Here is an 18,691-nt window from a genome sequence, read left to right on the forward strand (position 1 = left end):
CGGGGGTGGGTGGACCTTAACCGTGGCCCTTGCGTCCCCGCTTCGCCTGGGTGCGCTGGACAGGGGGAGGAGGCGCTTCCGACCGCTCGAAGGCGGGTCTGCCCGGTCCCCCCAGCGCCACCGCCGCGCAGCCGACAAGCAGCAGCAGGGGCAACTCCACCCCGCGCGGGGCGAAGAACCCACCCCCCCGGTGGACGAACCAGATCGCCGCCAGCATCTCGGCGGCCAGCGCCGCCGCGATGGGCCGGGCCCCGAGCCCCAGAACGAGCAGCACCCCGCCCGCCAGTTCCAGCACGGCGACGAGCGGGGCGGTGAGGAGGGGGAGGGGCACCCGCCACGCCCCGAAGTTCGCGGTGACCGCCTCCAACCCCGACCCGAAAATCTTGTCCGCCCCGTGCAGGGCGAAGACCACGCCGACCACGGCCCGCACCAGGGCGAGCGCGACCTCGGGCTGGCGCTTCACAGGGGGCAGTGTACCCTCCCCGAAAGACCGAAAAGAGAGGAGGCGAGCCGCGCGGGCCGCCTCCCCGGGAAAAAGCCGAGGTTTACTTCGTGGGCACCTTGATCGCGCCGCTGATGATGCGCGCCTTGGCGGCCTCGACCCGGGCGACCTGGCTGCTGGGGATCAGGGCGCGGTTGTACTGGTCGACCGCGTAGCCCACGCCGCCTTCCTTCAGGCCGAAGCGGCGCTCGCCGCCCTTGAAGCGGTCGTTCTTCACGTCGTTGATGAGCGAGTACACGGCGTTGTCCACCCGCTTGAGCATGGAGGTCAGGCCGTGGTTGAGGGTGGCGGGGTTCTTGTCGAAGTCGCCCAGGTAGTTCTGGTTCGAGTCCACGCCGATGAAGAACAGGGGCCGGGTGTTGCCCGCGCACGCCTGGCGGTAGCTGGCGCTCTTGGTCACCTTGGCGAAGTTGTTGGAGGTGAACTTCACGCCGCTGGGCAGATTCGCCGCCTTCAGGCACTGGGTCTGCTTGACGTAGTCGATCACGCCGTTGCCGCTGGCGCCCGCCGCCGCGAAGATGATGTCCGCCCCCTTGGCGCGCATGGAGGCCGCGATCTCCTTGGCCTTGCCGGGGTTGTTCCACGCCTCGGGCGTGGTGCCGACGTACTGGGCGATGACGCGCGCATTAGGGTTGGCGGCCTTCACGCCCGCCGTGTACCCGGCCTCGAACTTGTGGATCAGGGGGATGTCCATGCCGCCGACAAAGCCCACCACGCCCGTGGAGGAGTTCAGCCCGGCGAGGTAGCCCACGAGGTAGCTGCCCTCCTGCTCGGCGAAGACGAGGCTCGCCACGTTCTTCTGCGGGCTCACGTCGTCCACCAGGCCGAAGTAGAGGTCGGGGTTCTCCTTGGCGACCTGGGTGATCGAGGCGTTGTTGGCGAAGCCCACACCGACGGTCAGGTCGAAGCCCTCGTTGGCGAAGGAGCGGATGCCCTGGATCACCTGGCTGGGGTCGCCCGGCTCGAAGTCCTTGAGCTGCACGCCGAGGTTCTTGACGGCGCGCTTGCCGCCCTCGTAGGCGCTCTGGTTGAAGGAGCGGTCGAACTTGCCGCCCGCGTCGTAGGCCATGCCCACGCGCAGGGCGCCCTGCGCGAACGCGAGAGAAGAGGTCAGGGCCAGGGCCAGCGTCAGAAATTTCTTCATTCGGTGTCCTCCGAGGAAGGGAATCGGGTGCTCTTGGTTTGGCTTGAACCCAGTCCAGAGTATACGGGATGGAGCCGTCCCCTGGGTTTTACCGACCTCAGGGGGGGCTGAGATGGATGAGAGACTTGGTGAGCGCGTCGACGTTCCTCCTCTCCACCGAGGAAACAACGCGCCCCCGTTGCGCCGCCGCCGCCTCTGGGCCAAGGTGGGCGGGTGCCCGCTCCCCGGATCGTCCCCGAACTGTATTCCTCCGACTTCGCCGCCTCGCTGGACTTCTATACGCGGGTCCTGGGCTTCCGCGTCGTCTATGCCCGCCCCGAGGACCGCTTCGCCTATCTGGACCTGGGCGGCGCCGAGTTGATGCTGGAGCAGACGACCGACCCGGCCCGGACGTTCATCGCCGGGGAACTGGAGCACCCCTTCGGCCGTGGGTTGCACCTCCAGGTCGAGGTGGAGGACGTGGAGAGCATGTACGGGCGGGTTCTTGAGGCGGGGAGCCGAGTCCTCCTTCCCCTCGAAGACCGCTGGTATCGGCAAGGGGACCGGGAGGCCGGGAACCGTCAGTTCGTGGTGCTGGACCCCGACGGCTATGTCCTGCGGCCCTTCGAGTCCCTGGGGACCCGTCCTGCACGCAACTCCCGGAAGTGAGGGCAGGCGACGCAGACTGGAGGAAAGTGCACCTGCCCACGCCAAATCCCGGTGCTACGCTGCCGGACATGGATCAGCCCGCCCCGGACCCGTCCGCCGCCGTCCACGCCGATGTCACGGGGGCCCAGTCCACCGAGGAACAGTACCGTGCCCTGCGCGCCGAGGTCGAGCGCCACGCCCGCGCGTATTACGAACTGGACGCCCCCGAGATCCCCGACGACGTGTACGACCGGATGGTGCGGGAACTGCGGGCTATCGAGGAACTGCACCCCGAGTGGGCGGTCGGCCCCACTCCCACCGGGCAGGTCGGCGGGGCGCCCAGCGGGGCCTTCCAGCACGTCAACCACCCCACGCCCATGACCAGCCTCGACAACGTGTTCGACGACGAGGAACTGGCCGAGTGGCAGGAGAAGCTGGCGCGGGCCCTGAACCTCCCCCCCGACTACGACGGCTTCACGTACACCGGGGAACTCAAGATCGACGGCCTGAGCGTCAATCTCTACTACGTGGACGGCGTCTTGCAGTGGGGGGCGACGCGGGGGAACGGCGTGACCGGCGAGATGGTCACCGAGCAGGTCCTCACCGTCCCCGGCATCCCGCGCGAGATTCCGGGGCTCAAGGGCGAGTTGGAGGTGCGCGGCGAGGTCTATCTCTCGCGGGCCGACTTCGCCGCCTACAACGCGCGGGCGGAGGAGTTGGGCACGCCGCTCCTCAAGAATCCGCGCAACGGGGCCGCCGGGGCGCTGCGGCAGAAGGACCCGGAGGTGACCCGCTCCCGGAACCTCAAGGCGCTCTTCTACAGCCTGGGCAAGCGGGACGGGGTGCCCGTGCGCTCGCAGTCCGAACTCCTCGCCTGGCTCGCCGGGCACGGCTTCCCCACCAGCCGCTACTCGGAGACCTTCACGGGGATCAAAGCCGCCGCCGACTACCACCGCCGCATGACCGAGGGGCGGGCGGGGTTCGAGTTCGACGCGGACGGCACGGTGCTCAAGCTCGACTCCCTGCGCCTTCAGGACGAGGCGGGCTTCACCAGCCGGGCGCCGAGATGGGCCATCGCCTACAAATTCCCGGTGGAGGAGGTCGAGACGGTCCTCGAACAGATCGTCATCAACGTGGGCCGCACCGGGAAGCTCGCGCCGCTGGCGCACCTCTCGCCCCGCCTGATCGAGGGGAGCACCGTCAGCCGCGCGACCCTGCACAACGAGGACTACATCCGCGACATGGACCTGCGTATCGGGGACACGGTGGTCGTCCGCAAGTCGGGCGGCGTGATTCCCCAGATCATGCGGGTGGTGGTGGACAAGCGGCCCGAGGGCGCCGTGCCCTTCGAGTTCCCCACCCACTGCCCCGAGTGTGCTCATGAGGCGGTGCGGGCGGAGGGGGACGCCAACACCTACTGCCCCAACCCCGCCTGCCCCGCCCAACAGTACGAGCGGCTGCGCTACTTCGTGAGCAAGGGGGCGATGGACGTGCGCGGCCTCGGGGACAAGATGATCGAGCAGCTCCTGAGCGTCGGCCTGGTGAAAGACGCCGCCGACCTCTATACGCTGACGGCCGAGCAACTCGCCGAACTGGAGCGCAGCGGCGAGAAGAAGGCGGCGAACGTCCTCGCCCAACTGGAGGCGAGCAAGACGCGGCCCCTGTGGCGGCTGATCAACGCGCTCGGCATCAGCCACGTCGGCGAGCGGGGGGCCCAGACCCTTGCCCGCGAGTTCGGGACGCTCGACGCGCTGCTCGCCGCCACGCCCGAGCGGATCGAGGCGATCTCGGGGATGGGCGCCACCCTCGCCCAGAGCGTGACGGCCGCCCTCGCCGACGAGAACATGCGGGGGCTCCTGCGCCGTCTGCGCGAGTACGGGGTCAATCCGGTCGAGGAGACCGTCCAGCGCGGCGCCGCCCTCGCCGGGCTGAATTTCGTCGTCACCGGCACCCTCTCCCGCCCCCGCGAGGAGATCAAGGCCCTGCTGGAGCGTGAGGGCGCCCGGGTGACAGGCAGCGTGACCAAGAAGACCGACTACCTGATCGCCGGGGAGGACGCCGGGGGCAAGCTCGACCGGGCGCGCGAGCTGGGGACGGAGGTGCTGGACGAGGCGGGGCTCTCGGCGTTGCTGGAGGAGCGGGGAGTGGTGGGTGGGTAGTGGTCAGTGGTGTTTGCCCTGCCGGAGCATCGGGGCCCCGCGCCTGCCCAGTGGGGACGCTGGGAGCCACGATCCACTCACCACTTTCCACTGACCACTCACGGCGCAGCCCTGCCCCGCTACACTGTCTCCCGTTGCCGGGCCGCTCCCCATTCGCGGCCCACCGGAGGCGAGAAGCATGGAAGTGGAGATCAGCAGGAGTGTCCTGACGGACATCGCGCAGACGACCCTCGACGGCATCGAGGGCATCGAGGTCGCGCCCGCGAGCCTCAGGCCCAGCGAGGTGGGCGAGGCGTTGCGCCAGCAGGGCGGCGGGCCGCGCCGTCCCCGGGCGCTGCGGGTGACGCGCGACGGGCAGAACGTGACGGTGGACGTGGGCCTGAACGTGGAGTACGGGCGCAACCTCGTCGGGGTGGCGCGGCAGGCGCAGCAGGCGGTGTGCGAGAACGTGGAGCTGATGACCGGCCTGAAGGTGCGGGCCGTGAACGTGACGGTGCTGGGCGTGACCCTGCCGAAGGGGAACGCTTGACCCGCCGACGCGAGCGGGCCGCCCAGCCCGTCGGCACCCGCCGCGCCGCCCGCGAGTTCGCCTTCCGGGTGCTCTTCGAGGCCGAGCAGGGGAACGCGCCGCTGGAGGCCGTCTTCACCCGCGCCGAGGGTGCCATGCGCGAGGGGGACGACACCTTCCCGAAGCTCAACGAGGAGGCTTTGAGCTTCGCGCGGCAGCTCGTGGACGGCCTGAAGACGCGCCGCGCCGCCGTGGACGACACGCTCCACCGCACCATCCGGGGCTGGAGCTTCGAGCAGATGGCCCAGACCGACCTCAACATCCTGCGGCTGGCGACCTTTGAGCTCATGTACACGCCCGAGCCGCACCCGCCCGTCATCGAGAGCGCCGTCCGCATCGCCCGCAAGTTCGGCGGCGAGGACTCGGGCCGCTTCGTGAACGGGGTGCTGGCTGGGCTCAGCCGCAGCCTGAACACCGCGCCCAGGGCCGTGCAGGGAGACGAGGCGGAGGGGGGGGAGTGACGGCGACGACCGCCCGAGTCCTCGCCGGTCCGCCCGCCGCCGAGGCCTTGCTCGCCAGTGTCGCCGCCCGTGCGGCCCGGCTGCCCACACCGCCGACCCTCGTGATGGTGCGGCTGGGCGACGACCCCGCCAGCGTGAGCTACGTGCGCGGCAAGGACCGCAAGGCGCGCGAGGTGGGCCTGCGAAGCACCGTCCACGCCCTGCCCGCCGAGACGAGCCAAGCCGAACTGCTTGCCCTCATCGCGGAGCTGAACGCGGACGAGTCGGTCAACGGCATCCTCGTCCAGCTTCCGCTGCCGCCGCATGTCAACGAAGAGGCGGTGCTCCACGCCATCGACCCGCGCAAGGACGTGGACGGCTTTCACCCGGTCAACGTGGGAGAGCTGTGGGCCGGGCGTCCGACCCTGACCCCCTGCACCCCCGCCGGAATCATGTTCCTGCTTTCGCACTACGGCCTCCCCGTCGCCCGGCAGCGCGCGGTGATCGTGGGCCGCAGCCACATCGTCGGGCGGCCGATGGCGGCGCTGCTGCTGAACGCCGACGCGACCGTCACCGTCGCCCACAGCCGCACGGTTGACCTCGCGGCGGTGACGCGGGAAGCCGACCTGCTGGTCGCCGCCGTGGGCCGCCCGCACCTGATCACGCCGGACATGGTGAAGCCGGGGGCGACGGTCATCGACGTGGGGATCAACCGCGTTCTGGGCCCCGACCGCAGGGCGCACCTGACGGGCGACGTTCACCCGGACGTGGCCGGGGTGGCGGGGGCGCTGACGCCCGTGCCCGGAGGTGTGGGCCCGATGACGATTGCGCAGCTTCTGGCGAACACGGTGACGGCGGCCGAGCGGCAACCCACACGCTAGACTCCTTCCCGCGAGTGAACACCTCCTTTGACGACCTTCTCGGGAACCGCTGGCTCTGGACCGCCGTCCTCTCCTCGACGGGCGCGCAGGTCGTCAAGGTTCTCCTGATCCTGCTCGTCGAACGCCGCTGGCGCCCCGCCGCCGCGATGGAGACGGGCGGAATGCCCAGCAGCCACTCCGCGATGGTCTCCGCCCTCTCTACCGGCGTGGCCCTCACCCAGGGGCTCGGCAGCCCGCTGTTTGCCGCCAGCGCCGTCTTCGCCCTGATCGTAATGTACGACGCGACCGGAGTGCGGCACTCCAGCGGCGTGCAGGCCCGCCTCCTCAACGAACTCATCGAGGAATTGCGCGCCGTCGTCCGCGAGGGCTTCGCGCCGCTGCCCCTCAAGGTGCTCCTCGGGCACACGTACCTGGAGGTGCTGGTGGGCACGCTGATCGGGGTAGGGGCGGGCTTCGTGGCGTTCCGGGTGCTGTGATCCACTATGTTCGATATTTGCCTACTTGGCAAGCCATTCTTGTTCTATGACGAATGGGTCTGCCGAGGCGTCCTTCGTGCTGATGGTTTTGAGGAAGAGTTTGACACCCCGCTGACTTATTGGAATGAACACAACTATGTAGAGCAATGGTGCGAAGCTCTCCGAAGACTGATAGAGTATGAGCAGAACGCTGTTGCTCTCGTAACTTCTATCCGACATCCCGACTCGCAGAATTTCGTCTTCCGATGGATTCTGTACCGGGAGGGAGATACTGTCTTTATACAACAGCATGTGCTTTTTGCTGCCGTGGCTGGGGGACGGCTCTCCAGCACGGACGCACAGGCACACATCCACAGGCGCAATAGGGTGAATGAGGAAGGCTACTCGATCTCCGAATGGCCCGTCTCCTTTGAAGACGTTGGGCAGTTTTTAGGGCGTTGCGAAGGAAAAACAGGCACTTCTTAACTTCTCCTGTCGGTCCTACGCCTCGGAATCAGGCTGGCGTTTCTGTCCTTCCGGGTGCTGTGAGACGAGGTCTGGTACCCTGCGCGACGTGACGACCGAGCTGAACAGGAACAAGTTGCGCGTCATCCTCGGCGCCGGGGAACAGAGGTGGGAAGGCTGGATTCCGACTCAGCGCGAAGAACTCGACCTCCTCGACCGCCGGACGTGGGAGGTGTGGTTCGGGGATCGGCGGGCCGACGCCCTGCTGTGCGAACACGTCTGGGAGCACCTGACCGAGGACGAGGGCCGCGCCGCCGCCCGGTTGTGCTTCGAGTTCCTGAAACCGGGCGGCTTCCTGCGCTGCGCCGTGCCCGACGCGAACTTCCCCGACCCCGAGTACCAGCGCGTCGTGCAGGTGGGCGGCCCCGGCCCGGCGAACCACCCCGCCGCCGACCACAAGATCGTCTACGACCACCGCCTCTTTACCGACGTATTCAGAAGCGCGGGCTTCACGGTCGACCTCCTCGAATACTGCGATGACGAGGGGCGTTTCCACTCCCACGGGTGGGACGTGGCGACGGGTCCAATCTACCGCTCCCTGCTCCTCGACCACCGCAACCGCGACGGGCGCCTCGGCTTCGTCTCCCTGATTCTCGACGCGAGGAAACCGCTGGACGCGCGGTAGAGCTTACGCCACGCCCTTCATGGCCCCGTCGAGGATCAGGCCCAGCCGCTCGCGGGTGAAGGGCCGCTTGCCCTCCAAGAGGCCGCGCTCGCCCGCGTGCAGGTGCCAGTGCTTGCTCCCGCCCATCAGCCGCAGGCTCACCCCCCCCAGGTCCACGTGCCGGGGACTGACCGCCGCGACGAGGAGGGGGTGACCGCCCGCCAGGAGCGCCACGCTCATCACCGTGGTGGGCAGGTCGTAGGGGCGCTCCATGCGGTAGATGTAGTCGGGGAAGTCGGCGACCTTCTGGAAGCCCAGACCCCGTGCTGCGGCCTCCGCCTCCAGCCAGCCCAGGAGTTCGACCCACTGCGCGTACAGGTGCCCGTCGGATGCGTGTGCCATGTGGAACGAGTGTAACAAGCGCGGCGGGGGAGGGGTGAATCATTTTGCCGATGCCTTTCCCGGGCGCGGCGTGCTTTCCTCCCCCCATGCGGCGCGTCATCGTGATCGGAACGACAGGCAGCGGCAAGACGACTCTGGCGCGGGCTCTCGCGGTCCGGTTGAAGCTCCCGCACGGCGAGCAGGACGCCTGGAACCACCTCCCGGACTGGCAGGAGGCGCCGCTGGAGCAGTTCCGCGCCCGGGTGAACGCCTTCACGGCACAGCCCGCCTGGGTGCTGGACGGCAATTACGCCAAGGCCCGCGACCTGGGCTGGACGCGGGCCGACACGCTCGTGTGGCTGGACTACCCCGCCCCGCTCGTGTTCTGGAGGCTACTGCGGCGAACCGTGCGGCGGGGCCTGACGCGTGAGGTGTTGTGGAACGGCAACCGCGAGCGGCTGGGGGTCAACCTCCTGACCCGGGACGGCACCCTCGCGTGGTTTTTCCGCACCCACGGGCGGCGCAGGCGGGAGACGCCGGGGCTGATCGCCCAGTTCCCCCACCTGCGCGTGGTGCGGCTGCGCTCACCGCGTGAGGCCGACTGCTGGCTCGCCTCCCTCAGCCCTGAAGCAGCACCCGCCCCCCCGCCGCGTCCAAGGTGACCGAGCCGCCCCCAAGCACCTCGCCGCTGATCCCGTCCCGCCACTCGCCCGCCGGGAGGGTGAGGGTCACCTCGTGCGCCCCGGCCCGGCGGCTGGCGACCACGACCGCCCGCTCCGCCCGCCCGTCCGCGTGCGTGGACTCGCGCAGGAAGGCGAGGGCGTCCCTCTCTGCGTGCAGGAAGCGGAGATTCCCCTCGTGCAGGACGTGCGTCTCACGGCGAAGGTGGATGAGGGCCCGGACCCTCGCCCGCAAGTCCTGATCCCATTTCGCCTCGTCCCAGGGCATGCTCTCGCGGCACCAGGGCATCTGGCCGCGTGTGTGCTGCGAGAGGCCGATCTCCGAGCCGTAGTACGTGCAGGGCACGCCCGCGTAGCCCATCAGGAGGGTGAAGGCGGCCAGGAAGCGGGTGCGGTCGCCCTCCACCCGCCTCAGCGCCCGCGAGATGTCGTGCGACTCCAAGAGGTTGAACATGCTCAGCGCCACCTGGGGCGGCAGGGCGTGGTAGGCGTCCCAGAGGATGTCGGCGAGTTCAAGGCCGTCCATCCGGCTGGGCTCCCCCAGGTGCGTCTCGCCGCCCAGCCACTGCATGACGGGCAGGCCGAAGCCGTGGTAGTTCATCGCCCCGTCCTCGCCCCGCCCGTCGAGGGCGTGTTCAGGGTCGTAGAAGCGTTCGCCGAAGACGTAGGCGTCGGGCCTCTCCTCGCGCGCCGCCGCCCTGAGCGCCCGGTGCAGCGGCAGGTTGTCCTCGTCCGTGCCGCCCGATCCGATCATGTGCGCCACGTCCAGCCGCCAGCCCGCCGCGCCCTGCCGCAGCCAGTGGCGCACCACGCTCGCCTCGCCGCTGAAGAATTCCTGCACCGCGAACTCGTTGCGGTAGTCGATCTTGGGCAGGGTCGGCACGTCGAAAAAGGCGTGGTAAGGCGGCTTGCCCGGCTCGTCCCGCCAGGTGAACAGGGCTCGCTCGGGGGCGTCCTTGCTCGCCAGCGCCGCCCGGAACAGCACGTTCTCGTTCCCCATATGGTTGAACACGCCGTCGAGCACGATGCGGATGCCTGCCCCCACCGCCGCCGCCGACAACTCCTCCCACGCCGCGTCCCCCCCCAGGTGCGGATCGACATGGCGGTAGTCGCTGATGTCGTAGCGGTGGTTCGACGGGCTGACGAAAATCGGGGTGAGCCACAGGGCGTTCACGCCGAGGTCTTGCAGGTACGGGAGGGCCTGCGTGACCCCCTGGAGATCGCCGCCGTAGTGCACGTGGATGTCACCCGATTTGGTGATCGGTGTTCCCCACTCGGCGTGCTCGACGGGCCGCCCGGCGTACAGGTACTCGCCCGTCCGCACGTCGTTCGCGGGGTCGCCGTTGCGGAAGCGGTCGGGAAAGATCTGGTAGAAGACGCTGCGCCACGCCCACTCCGGCGCGACGTGTCCGGCGAGGTACTGGAACCAGTTCCGAAAGCCTCGCCGCGAGTGGTGCAGCCCCAGCGCCGTGAGGTTGAGGTGGTCATCGGGGAAGAGGAGCAGCCAGGCGTAGCGCACCCGCCCCTCATGGACCGGCAACTCGGCCTCGAACCAGCGGCCCTCGGTGCCCGGAACCTCGACTTCCCCCGCCGGGAGGAGTTCGATCTCGCCCACCCGCACGAGCTTGAGTTTGACCCCGGTGACCGGGAGCGTCGTCCGCACCCGGATTCGCACCGTCTCGCCGACTCCCGCGCCCAGCCGCTCGGTGTAGCCCGGCGTGTGATCGTGTTGTGCCTCTGCCGCCCAGTTCATGTTCATTCCTGTTCTCTCCAAAACACCACCCGGCACGTTCCCTCCTGGTCTTTCACAGGAGGTCGTGCCGGGCGGGCAAGCGTTGCCTTCGGGTTGTCCGCTCGGGGCGCACCCCGAACCGTCCCGCAAGTCTGAAGGGGCGGGCGCGTCCGGTCAAGGGGGCAGGCCGACTCCGGGCGGGATGCGAACTTTCGCCCGTGGAACCCGGCGCCTGCAAGGTTCCCGACAGGGACCGGCCCCCACACTGGGGCACGATGACGAACCGCTCCCGATTCCTTCGGGCGTCCCTGCTGACGCTCGCGGCCCTCACGGGCACCGCCCCCGCCGCCGCGCCCGCCACCAGCGTCACCCTGATCTTCGACCCGGCGGGCCCGTGGGACAAGGCCGTCAACGAGTCGGCGGGGGGCGGGCTGGAGCGTGCCGTGCGCGAACACGGGATGCCCTACGACACCGTCACCTCCGCCGATCAGAACGACATGCTGAGCCGGGCCCGCGCCGCCGCCCGCTCGGGCAGCACCCTGGTGATCGGGGTCGGTCGCGCGAGCGCCGGGGCCCTCAGCAAGGCCGCCGGTGAGTTCCCGAAGGTCCGCTTCGTGGGGGTGGACGCGTTGCCGGGCGGCGCGAACACCGTCGGCCTGCGCTTCCGCGAGCAGGAGGGCGGCTTCCTGGCCGGGTTCCTCGCCGCCAACGTGACGAGCACGCGGGTGCTGGGCGTGATCACCGGGGCGGAGGACGCCACCGCCCGCAAGTACCGCGCGGGCTTCGAGGCGGGCGTGACCCTCGCCTGCCCCGACTGCCGGGTCCTGCGCGCCAGCCTGCCCAGGGGGGGAAACATGGTGGGCGCCGCCTCGCTCGCCCGGGGGCAGTACGCGCGAGGCGCCGACATCATCCTCGCGGCGGTGGGGGCGGGCAACCGGGGCGTGGTCACCGCCGCGACCGCCGTCCAGTGCCTGCGCGCGTCCAGGCTGCCCGCCGGGGTGCGCTTCCACGCCGACCCCTACCGGAACGTGCCCCGCAGCGACCCCTACCGGGCCGAGTGCCACGGCAACACCCGCCCCGTCTTCGCCATCGCCACCGAGAGCAGTCTCGACGCCCCCGGCGACACCGACGTGGACCGCAAGACCCTCAACCACACCCTGACGAGCGTCCTCAAGCGGGCGGACAACGCCGTCTTCACCCTCGTGGACGAGGTCGCCAAGGGCAGGCCGTGGCGGGCCGGGGACCGCACCTTCGGGGTCGAGAACGGCGGCATCGAACTCAGCATGGGCGACTTCAACGCCGCTCTGGTTCCGCCCGCCCTCAGGGCCAAGCTGACGAAGGTCCAGCGGATGATCGTGAACGGCGTGGTGAAGGTGCCCGTCCAGTAGTCCCCGCCTGAAACGTCCCGGCCCCCGCAGGTAGACTGGGGGCATGACCGCCCGCCGCCAGACCGTCACCGCCTGGGTGGGGAACGTGCCCGTGGGAGGCGCCCACCCCATCGTCGTGCAGTCCATGACGAACACCGACACCGCGAACGCCGAGGCCACCGCGATCCAGGTCGCCCAGCTCGCCCGCGCCGGGTCCGAGATCGTCCGCGTGACCGTCAACACCCGCGAGGCCGCCGCCGCCGTCCCCGAGATCGTCGCCCGGCTGCATGACCTCGGAATCGACGTGCCCATCGTGGGCGACTTCCACTACAACGGCCACATCCTCCTCGCCGAGTTCCCCGAGACGGCCCGCCTCCTCGCCAAGTACCGCATCAACCCCGGCAACGTCGGCGCCGGGCAGCACCACGACGCCAACTTCGCCACGATGATCGAGGTGGCGAAGGAGTTCGGCAAGCCCGTCCGTATCGGGGTGAACTGGGGTTCCCTGGATCAGCAGGTTCTCGCCCGCCTGATGGACGAGAACGCCCGGCGAGGCAGCCCCAAGAGCGGCACCGACGTGATGATCGACGCGATGGTCGTCTCGGCCTTGGAAAGCGCCGCCTACGCCGAGGGGCTGGGCCTCCCGCACGACAGGATCATCATCTCCGTCAAGGTCAGCTCCGCCCCCGAGCTGTGGCAGGTGTACCGCCAGCTCGTCTCTCAGTGTGACTACCCCCTGCACCTCGGCCTCACCGAGGCGGGCATGGGGATGAAGGGCATCGTGGCGTCCAGCGTGGCCCTTGCCCCCCTGCTGGTGGACGGCATCGGCGACACCATCCGCGTGTCGCTCACCCCCGAGCCCGGCGCCCCCCGCAAGCTGGAGGTCGAGGTCGCCCAGCAGATTCTCCAGAGCCTCGGCCTGCGGCAGTTCCTGCCGCAGGTCACCTCCTGCCCCGGCTGCGGGCGCACGACCTCCACCTTCTTCCAGGAACTCGCCCAGAAGATTCAGGACTACATCCGGGACGCGATGCCCGTCTGGAAGGCGAAATATCCCGGCGTCGAGGAGATGCAGGTCGCCGTCATGGGCTGCATCGTGAACGGCCCCGGCGAGAGCAAGCACGCCAACATCGGGATTTCCCTGCCGGGCACGGGCGAGGACCCGCGCGCCCCGGTGTACCAGGACGGCAAGTTGCTGACCACGCTGAGGGGGCCCCGCATCGCCGAGGACTTCCAGGAGTTGCTGGAGCGGTATGTGGAGGAGCGGTACGGGCGGGAGCGGGCGGGCGTCTGAATGGCGGAGGACCGGGCCGGAGTCTGGGTGTTCATGGGCTTGGGGGCCCAGCACCCCGCCGCCGTGTTCACGACGCGGGAACGGGCCGAAGCCTGGGTCGGTGAACATGGTCTGGCAGGCATACTGACGTGGTATCCGCTCGACCTCAGCGTGTACGACTGGGTGGTAGGCGAGGGCAAGTTCAAGCCCAAGCCCGAGCATGGGACGCCGAAGTTCCGGGCACGGTTCTCATCGGTGTACCAGCCGCATCACCACTATGAAAACGACGATCCCCTGCCCTTCGCGGAGGAAGGGTAACGGCTCCTCTCCATATAATTCCCCATGCGCCTTGCCCTGATCGCCGACGTTCACGCCAACGTGTTTGCGCTGGATGCCGTGCTGGAAGACATTGCCCGCCAGGACGTGGATGCCACGGTGAATCTCGGAGACGCCGTGTGGGGCAATGTCGATCCCGCAGGCACGGTGGAGCGGCTGATGGCCTTTCCCGGCGTGCGCGGTAACCACGACGAGGAACAGGACGTTGCGCACCCTGATTTACAGCTCTCCACCACACAGAGGGTTTTTCTGGCGGGCTTGCCCCTCACGCTGACCCTCGATGACGTGTTCTGTTGTCACGGGACGCCGACCAGCAATACCACCCACCTGATGCTGACCGTCACGCCGCAGGGGACGAGACCCGCCACCATCCCTGAGATTCAGGCGCGGCTCGGGAACATCCGTGTGGCTGTGGTTGCCTGCGCGCACACCCACCTGCCCCGCATGGTGCAGCTTCCCGATGGGCCGCTCGTCGTCAATCCCGGGAGCGTCGGGCTCCCCGCCTACGACGCTGCCCCTGATCCCTACGTCGTGGAAAATTTCAGCCCGCACGCGCGCTACGCCACGCTCACACAGACGCGCGCGGGCTGGGAGGTTCGCTTCCACGCCGTCCCCTACGACCATGAACGGGCGGCGCGGGAAACCGAAAGGAAGGGCCGCCCCGACCGCGCCCACTGGCTCCGCACCGGGCTGGCACAATAACCGCATGAACGTCTGGGGCATCGGCAGTTTCGAGAACGAGGTGGGTGCGGCCTTCGCGGAGGAAGTGGTGCAGGACGGCGCCGTCGCCCTCGCCGAGGCGTTCGACGTGGCGCTCGACCCCGACACCGACTTTCTCGCCGCCGAGGAGGGCCATCGCGCCCTCGCCGCCGCCGAGGTGCTGGTCGCCGGGCTGACGGGTGACACCGGGCAGATCACGGACGCGGGGCTGCGCGCGTGGCTCGCGGGCGCCCACCCCGCCGACCTCGAACCCCTGCGCGACGTGGGCCGCGCCGCCGTGGAGCGAGTGATCGGCGAAGGCAGTGAACTCCCCGACCTCTGGGAGGACGAGGAGGACGCGTGGGCGTGGCGTGCGGATGTGGTGCGTTTGCTGGCGGCGCTGGAGTAGGGGAAAATCTACGCGAACCCCTGGTGCCCACCCGAAACAGGGGACGTTCGCGCAAGCCTTAAAGGCTGATCCGGGCCCAGCGCGTGCCACCGGCTGCCGTCCTGCTGGCCCAAGTTGGACGGCAGGCGCCGGGTTCGCGCAGAATACAAAGCGGAACGCGTGCTGGTCAGGTTCCAGCGCGCGACCGTTGCAGCCTGCCTTTGGGTGGGCTGAGGATTGAAACACCCGGGCTCAGTCGGCCGAACTGGAGGCGCCGGCGTTGCAGCCTGCCTTTGGGTGGGCTGAGGATTGAAACACCGGCCCGTCCGCGGGGGCCGAGTCCCCGAACATGTTGCAGCCTGCCTTTGGGTGGGCTGAGGATTGAAACTATCAGGACAACGCGCGCGCCGGCGTGTGGATCAAGTTGCAGCCTGCCTTTGGGTGGGCTGAGGATTGAAACCCGGTGCCGGGGTTGTCCAGCATGGTGATCGTGGTTGCAGCCTGCCTTTGGGTGGGCTGAGGATTGAAACACGGTGCTGGTCATGGTGTGGTCCTCCTGAACGGGGTTGCAGCCTGCCTTTGGGTGGGCTGAGGATTGAAACTGCCACCCCGGGGGGGAGGTTTACCTCCCCGTCTAGTTGCAGCCTGCCTTTGGGTGGGCTGAGGATTGAAACACGAAGGTCGCCGAGTACGAGAGCATGGACGTGTTGCAGCCTGCCTTTGGGTGGGCTGAGGATTGAAACCCAGCTCGCGCGCCCTCCTCGCGCGCTCCTCGGTTGCAGCCTGCCTTTGGGTGGGCTGAGGATTGAAACCCGGACGACCTGGACGCCAACGTGCCCGGGATGGTTGCAGCCTGCCTTTGGGTGGGCTGAGGATTGAAACCTCCCGGAGGAGGGGCAATCACTCATCATCACGACGTTGCAGCCTGCCTTTGGGTGGGCTGAGGATTGAAACCTGGGGAAAACGGGGGGGGCGGCAAACGACCCGGGGTTGCAGCCTGCCTTTGGGTGGGCTGAGGATTGAAACGGGCTGGAGGCGTGGACCCATTACGCGGGCCACGAGTTGCAGCCTGCCTTTGGGTGGGCTGAGGATTGAAACTCGTACTGCCCGCGCGCCTCGTCCCGCTCGGTGGGTTGCAGCCTGCCTTTGGGTGGGCTGAGGATTGAAACGTGCCCATCGAGGACACGCCCGCCGGGCAGGCCGTCGTTGCAGCCTGCCTTTGGGTGGGCTGAGGATTGAAACGCCAACCTGCGGGCAAAGCTCTACTGGCACCTGCGTTGCAGCCTGCCTTTGGGTGGGCTGAGGATTGAAACCGGGGAGCCCTCAATGGGAGCCCACATCAGTCCCGTTGCAGCCTGCCTTTGGGTGGGCTGAGGATTGAAACTGCCATACCGACAGAGTCGCCCTTCGTGTGACACCGTTGCAGCCTGCCTTTGGGTGGGCTGAGGATTGAAACCCTCCTATGCCTGCTTACGGGTCTGGTAGATGAGGTTGCAGCCTGCCTTTGGGTGGGCTGAGGATTGAAACGAGCCGAGGTGCGCGAGGTGCCCGCGCAGGGGAGCGTTGCAGCCTGCCTTTGGGTGGGCTGAGGATTGAAACTTCGCCGTGCCGAATGGCGGCCTGCGCTCAAAGGGTTGCAGCCTGCCTTTGGGTGGGCTGAGGATTGAAACGGCGAGTCGCGCCGCGAGGGCGATGTAAACCGTGTTGCAGCCTGCCTTTGGGTGGGCTGAGGATTGAAACCTATCCGGCAGGACACCCGGGGCCACTGGCACCTGTTGCAGCCTGCCTTTGGGTGGGCTGAGGATTGAAACCGCGACCACGCCGAGACCGTCCGCTTGATCGGGGGGTTGCAGCCTGCCTTTGGGTGGGCTGAGGATTGAAACCTGCTCACCGCCCGCGATAACGCCGAGGCCCTGTACGTTGCAGCCTGCCTTTGGGTGGGCTGAGGATTGAAACCACTCCGGCCAGCCCGCTCTACCTGCTGCCGGTTGCAGCCTGCCTTTGGGTGGGCTGAGGATTGAAACCGCCGGAGACGTGAACGGAGAGAGCAGCGCCCCGTTGCAGCCTGCCTTTGGGTGGGCTGAGGATTGAAACCCCTCGACGTTGCTTGCCAGGGTGTCCGGGTTCCCGGTTGCAGCCTGCCTTTGGGTGGGCTGAGGATTGAAACGCCTTCCCCAGAATCTGGTCGTGGTAGACGGGTTGCAGCCTGCCTTTGGGTGGGCTGAGGATTGAAACGTCGTGAAGTCGGCCCGCTCCCCCATCTGCTTGAGGTTGCAGCCTGCCTTTGGGTGGGCTGAGGATTGAAACGACTTGTTAGCAGTCGCACGGTATCTGCATTTCAAGTTGCAGCCTGCCTTTGGGTGGGCTGAGGATTGAAACAACGAAGTCCAGCCCACCCGCCGCGCTCGCTTCAGTTGCAGCCTGCCTTTGGGTGGGCTGAGGATTGAAACGTGCCTGCGGTGTGAGGTCTGCGCGTCCATCTAGTTGCAGCCTGCCTTTGGGTGGGCTGAGGATTGAAACAGCAATACGGCGTCACGCTCCCTCCCGTCCCGGAGGTTGCAGCCTGCCTTTGGGTGGGCTGAGGATTGAAACTTGCCGTCCTCGGTCGTCTCGGGGAGCGGCTGACGTTGCAGCCTGCCTTTGGGTGGGCTGAGGATTGAAACCAGGGCCCGGTGCGCGGCTCCCTGCCCCTGCGGTTGTTGCAGCCTGCCTTTGGGTGGGCTGAGGATTGAAACTACCTCGTCCTGAACGGCAGCTACGCCGAGACCTAGTGGATAACCACAGACATAGCTAGGCCTAATTTTGGGACGGATATTGGCGGCTTAATTTCACTCGTGCCTTGTCTGTATTGAATTGCCAGCTCACCTTAACTGACCGAGCATTTCGATCCGCTTCCCAGGCTTTGACTTCATTGTTGAGTTCCTCAAAGGTTGCCAATCGTCGTCTCAAGCACTGTCGCTCCAAAACTGACCATTCCATTTCCGCCATGTTCAACCAGGAAGCGTGCTTCGGCGTGTAGACCCATTCAAACCGCCTCTTCAAGGCGTTTGCTTCGTCGGGCGGGAGGTGCTGGTACAACGAGGACGGCGTGTGCGTGGACAGTTGGTCCAGCACCAGGCGAATTGTCTTCGCCTCGGGGTAGCGCAAGTGGAGAGCCTGCATTTGTGCCACGAACTCCTCGCTGCTGCGACGTTCGGTCACGGTGACTGTCCGCTGCCCGGTCAAGGGTTCAAAAGCAATGAAGAGATTGGCCGTTCCACAACGCCTGTACTCGTAGTCCACCCGTGCCGGGTGTCCCGGCACGGGTGGAAGCGGTTCAGTGATGTGCGCCAACAATTGATAGGACTTCTCGTCGAAGCAGACCACGGGGTACAGTGGATCATACGGCTCAGCGTACGTGTCCAGCACCTCTTCCATGCGCCAGACGAAATCAGCGCCGACTTTGGCGATGCACCAACTCTGGACTTGCCAGGGCTTCAAGTCGTTTTTTTCAGTGTTCGCCGGATCGTCTCATCACTGATGCTTTCCACTACGCCCAGCGTCACCAAACGATCTGCAAGGAGTTGCATGGTCCACTTGGCTTGCCCATCTGGACCTCCTGAACAGGCTTCTGCAATCAGGATTGCTGTCTCCTTAGGACCCAGTTTTGACGGCGGTTTCGGACGAGCCTTCTCGTACAAGGCGGCTTGCAGCCCACCTTGGGTGTATTTCTTCCGAATGCTGGCGACCGTCAAATGACTGATGTCCAGCCGCTCGGCCACGTCATCATCCTTCAACTGTTGGTCAGCCAGAAGCAAGAGACGTGCGCGGGTCATGACCCGCGCACTGATCACGCCCTTTCGCGTCATGTCGGTAAGTTGACGACGCTCCTCATCGCTGAGCGTCACGACAAACTGCTTCCGCCGTCCCATACCCTCATCTTAGACCTTCTCT

At 67.6% G+C, this 18,691-nt stretch carries 19 protein-coding genes and 1 CRISPR repeat array; of the genes, 14 read left to right on the top strand and 5 right to left on the bottom strand.

All coding sequences use genetic code 11. The features are described 5' to 3' along the window. Window positions 1-16: 16 nt before the first annotated feature. Both DAETH_RS07475 and DAETH_RS07480 read right to left on the bottom strand, forming a co-directional pair. Window positions 17-463 (bottom strand): DoxX family protein, encoded by a 447-nt coding sequence (locus DAETH_RS07475; RefSeq protein WP_264777285.1) that lies wholly within the window; start codon window positions 461-463, stop codon window positions 17-19. 82 nt (window positions 464-545) lie between these two features. Next, a complete protein-coding gene (locus tag DAETH_RS07480; RefSeq protein WP_264777286.1) occupies window positions 546-1,646 on the bottom strand; it encodes a BMP family lipoprotein in 1,101 nt (366 codons plus the stop codon). Between the two features lie 213 nt (window positions 1,647-1,859). On the opposite strand from DAETH_RS07480, the gene DAETH_RS07485 reads away from it, so the two are divergent. From DAETH_RS07485 to DAETH_RS07515, 8 genes are all read left to right on the top strand, one after another. Continuing rightward, window positions 1,860-2,294, top strand: coding sequence for a bleomycin resistance protein (locus tag DAETH_RS07485; RefSeq protein ID WP_264777287.1), 435 nt, complete (start codon window positions 1,860-1,862; stop codon window positions 2,292-2,294). Window positions 2,295-2,362: 68 nt separating this feature from the next. Next, a complete protein-coding gene (gene ligA / locus DAETH_RS07490; RefSeq protein WP_264777288.1) occupies window positions 2,363-4,432 on the top strand; it encodes an NAD-dependent DNA ligase LigA in 2,070 nt (689 codons plus the stop codon). Between the two features lie 178 nt (window positions 4,433-4,610). After that, a complete protein-coding gene (locus DAETH_RS07495) occupies window positions 4,611-4,961 on the top strand; it encodes an Asp23/Gls24 family envelope stress response protein (protein WP_264777289.1) in 351 nt (116 codons plus the stop codon). Next, window positions 4,958-5,461 carry a transcription antitermination factor NusB gene (nusB, locus tag DAETH_RS07500; RefSeq protein ID WP_264777290.1) on the top strand — a complete coding sequence of 168 codons (504 nt, stop codon included), beginning with the start codon at window positions 4,958-4,960 and terminating at the stop codon, window positions 5,459-5,461. The genes DAETH_RS07495 and nusB overlap by 4 nt, the downstream gene beginning before the upstream one ends. Then, on the top strand, window positions 5,458-6,321 hold the full coding sequence (folD, locus tag DAETH_RS07505; protein WP_264777291.1) for a bifunctional methylenetetrahydrofolate dehydrogenase/methenyltetrahydrofolate cyclohydrolase FolD: 864 nt from the start codon (window positions 5,458-5,460) through the stop codon (window positions 6,319-6,321). The genes nusB and folD overlap by 4 nt, the downstream gene beginning before the upstream one ends. A 14-nt stretch (window positions 6,322-6,335) precedes the next feature. Next, a complete protein-coding gene (locus tag DAETH_RS07510) occupies window positions 6,336-6,797 on the top strand; it encodes a divergent PAP2 family protein (protein WP_264777292.1) in 462 nt (153 codons plus the stop codon). 6 nt (window positions 6,798-6,803) lie between these two features. Then, a complete protein-coding gene (locus DAETH_RS24640; RefSeq protein WP_406585098.1) occupies window positions 6,804-7,262 on the top strand; it encodes a hypothetical protein in 459 nt (152 codons plus the stop codon). Between the two features lie 88 nt (window positions 7,263-7,350). Continuing rightward, window positions 7,351-7,926 (top strand): class I SAM-dependent methyltransferase, encoded by a 576-nt coding sequence (locus DAETH_RS07515; protein WP_264777293.1) that lies wholly within the window; start codon window positions 7,351-7,353, stop codon window positions 7,924-7,926. A gap of 3 nt (window positions 7,927-7,929) precedes the next feature. On the opposite strand, the gene DAETH_RS07520 is transcribed toward DAETH_RS07515, so the two are convergent. Further along, complete coding sequence (locus tag DAETH_RS07520) at window positions 7,930-8,307, bottom strand: NADH-quinone oxidoreductase subunit 15 (protein WP_264777294.1); 378 nt, start codon at window positions 8,305-8,307, stop codon at window positions 7,930-7,932. 86 nt (window positions 8,308-8,393) lie between these two features. Here DAETH_RS07520 and DAETH_RS07525 point away from each other — a divergent pair, with 86 nt between their 5' ends. Next, window positions 8,394-8,948, top strand: coding sequence for a P-loop NTPase family protein (locus tag DAETH_RS07525; RefSeq protein WP_264777295.1), 555 nt, complete (start codon window positions 8,394-8,396; stop codon window positions 8,946-8,948). Here the strand turns inward: DAETH_RS07525 and DAETH_RS07530 are convergent. Continuing rightward, window positions 8,905-10,719 (bottom strand): alpha-amylase family glycosyl hydrolase, encoded by a 1,815-nt coding sequence (locus DAETH_RS07530; RefSeq protein ID WP_406585106.1) that lies wholly within the window; start codon window positions 10,717-10,719, stop codon window positions 8,905-8,907. The genes DAETH_RS07525 and DAETH_RS07530 overlap by 44 nt on opposite strands. A gap of 254 nt (window positions 10,720-10,973) precedes the next feature. Between DAETH_RS07530 and DAETH_RS07535 the strand changes: the two genes are divergently transcribed. The 5 genes from DAETH_RS07535 to DAETH_RS07555 are packed head-to-tail and all read left to right on the top strand — an operon-like array spanning window position 10,974 to window position 14,779. After that, a complete protein-coding gene (locus tag DAETH_RS07535; RefSeq protein ID WP_264777297.1) occupies window positions 10,974-12,086 on the top strand; it encodes a BMP family lipoprotein in 1,113 nt (370 codons plus the stop codon). A 43-nt stretch (window positions 12,087-12,129) separates the two neighbouring features. Next, a complete protein-coding gene (ispG, locus tag DAETH_RS07540) occupies window positions 12,130-13,356 on the top strand; it encodes a flavodoxin-dependent (E)-4-hydroxy-3-methylbut-2-enyl-diphosphate synthase (RefSeq protein ID WP_264777298.1) in 1,227 nt (408 codons plus the stop codon). Next, window positions 13,357-13,653, top strand: a complete 297-nt coding sequence (locus DAETH_RS07545; RefSeq protein ID WP_264777299.1) for a DUF7710 domain-containing protein — start codon at window positions 13,357-13,359, stop codon at window positions 13,651-13,653. A 24-nt stretch (window positions 13,654-13,677) separates the two neighbouring features. After that, window positions 13,678-14,373, top strand: a complete 696-nt coding sequence (locus DAETH_RS07550) for a metallophosphoesterase family protein (RefSeq protein ID WP_264777300.1) — start codon at window positions 13,678-13,680, stop codon at window positions 14,371-14,373. 4 nt (window positions 14,374-14,377) lie between these two features. Next, window positions 14,378-14,779 carry a DUF4259 domain-containing protein gene (locus DAETH_RS07555; protein ID WP_264777301.1) on the top strand — a complete coding sequence of 134 codons (402 nt, stop codon included), beginning with the start codon at window positions 14,378-14,380 and terminating at the stop codon, window positions 14,777-14,779. Window positions 14,780-14,965: 186 nt separating this feature from the next. Next, window positions 14,966-17,494: a CRISPR direct-repeat array (repeat unit 37 nt; unit sequence GTTGCAGCCTGCCTTTGGGTGGGCTGAGGATTGAAAC). Window positions 17,495-17,554: 60 nt separating this feature from the next. Here DAETH_RS07555 and DAETH_RS07560 read toward each other — a convergent pair. Beyond that, a protein-coding gene (locus DAETH_RS07560; protein ID WP_264775521.1) for an IS630 family transposase occupies window positions 17,555-18,669 on the bottom strand; the annotation gives its coding sequence in 2 pieces (ribosomal slippage) (window positions 17,555-18,252 and window positions 18,252-18,669; 1,116 coding nt in all). Window positions 18,670-18,691 lie beyond the last annotated feature (22 nt).

The sequence above is a fragment of the Deinococcus aetherius genome, assembly GCF_025997855.1.
Taxonomy (GTDB): Bacteria; Deinococcota; Deinococci; order Deinococcales; family Deinococcaceae; genus Deinococcus; species Deinococcus aetherius.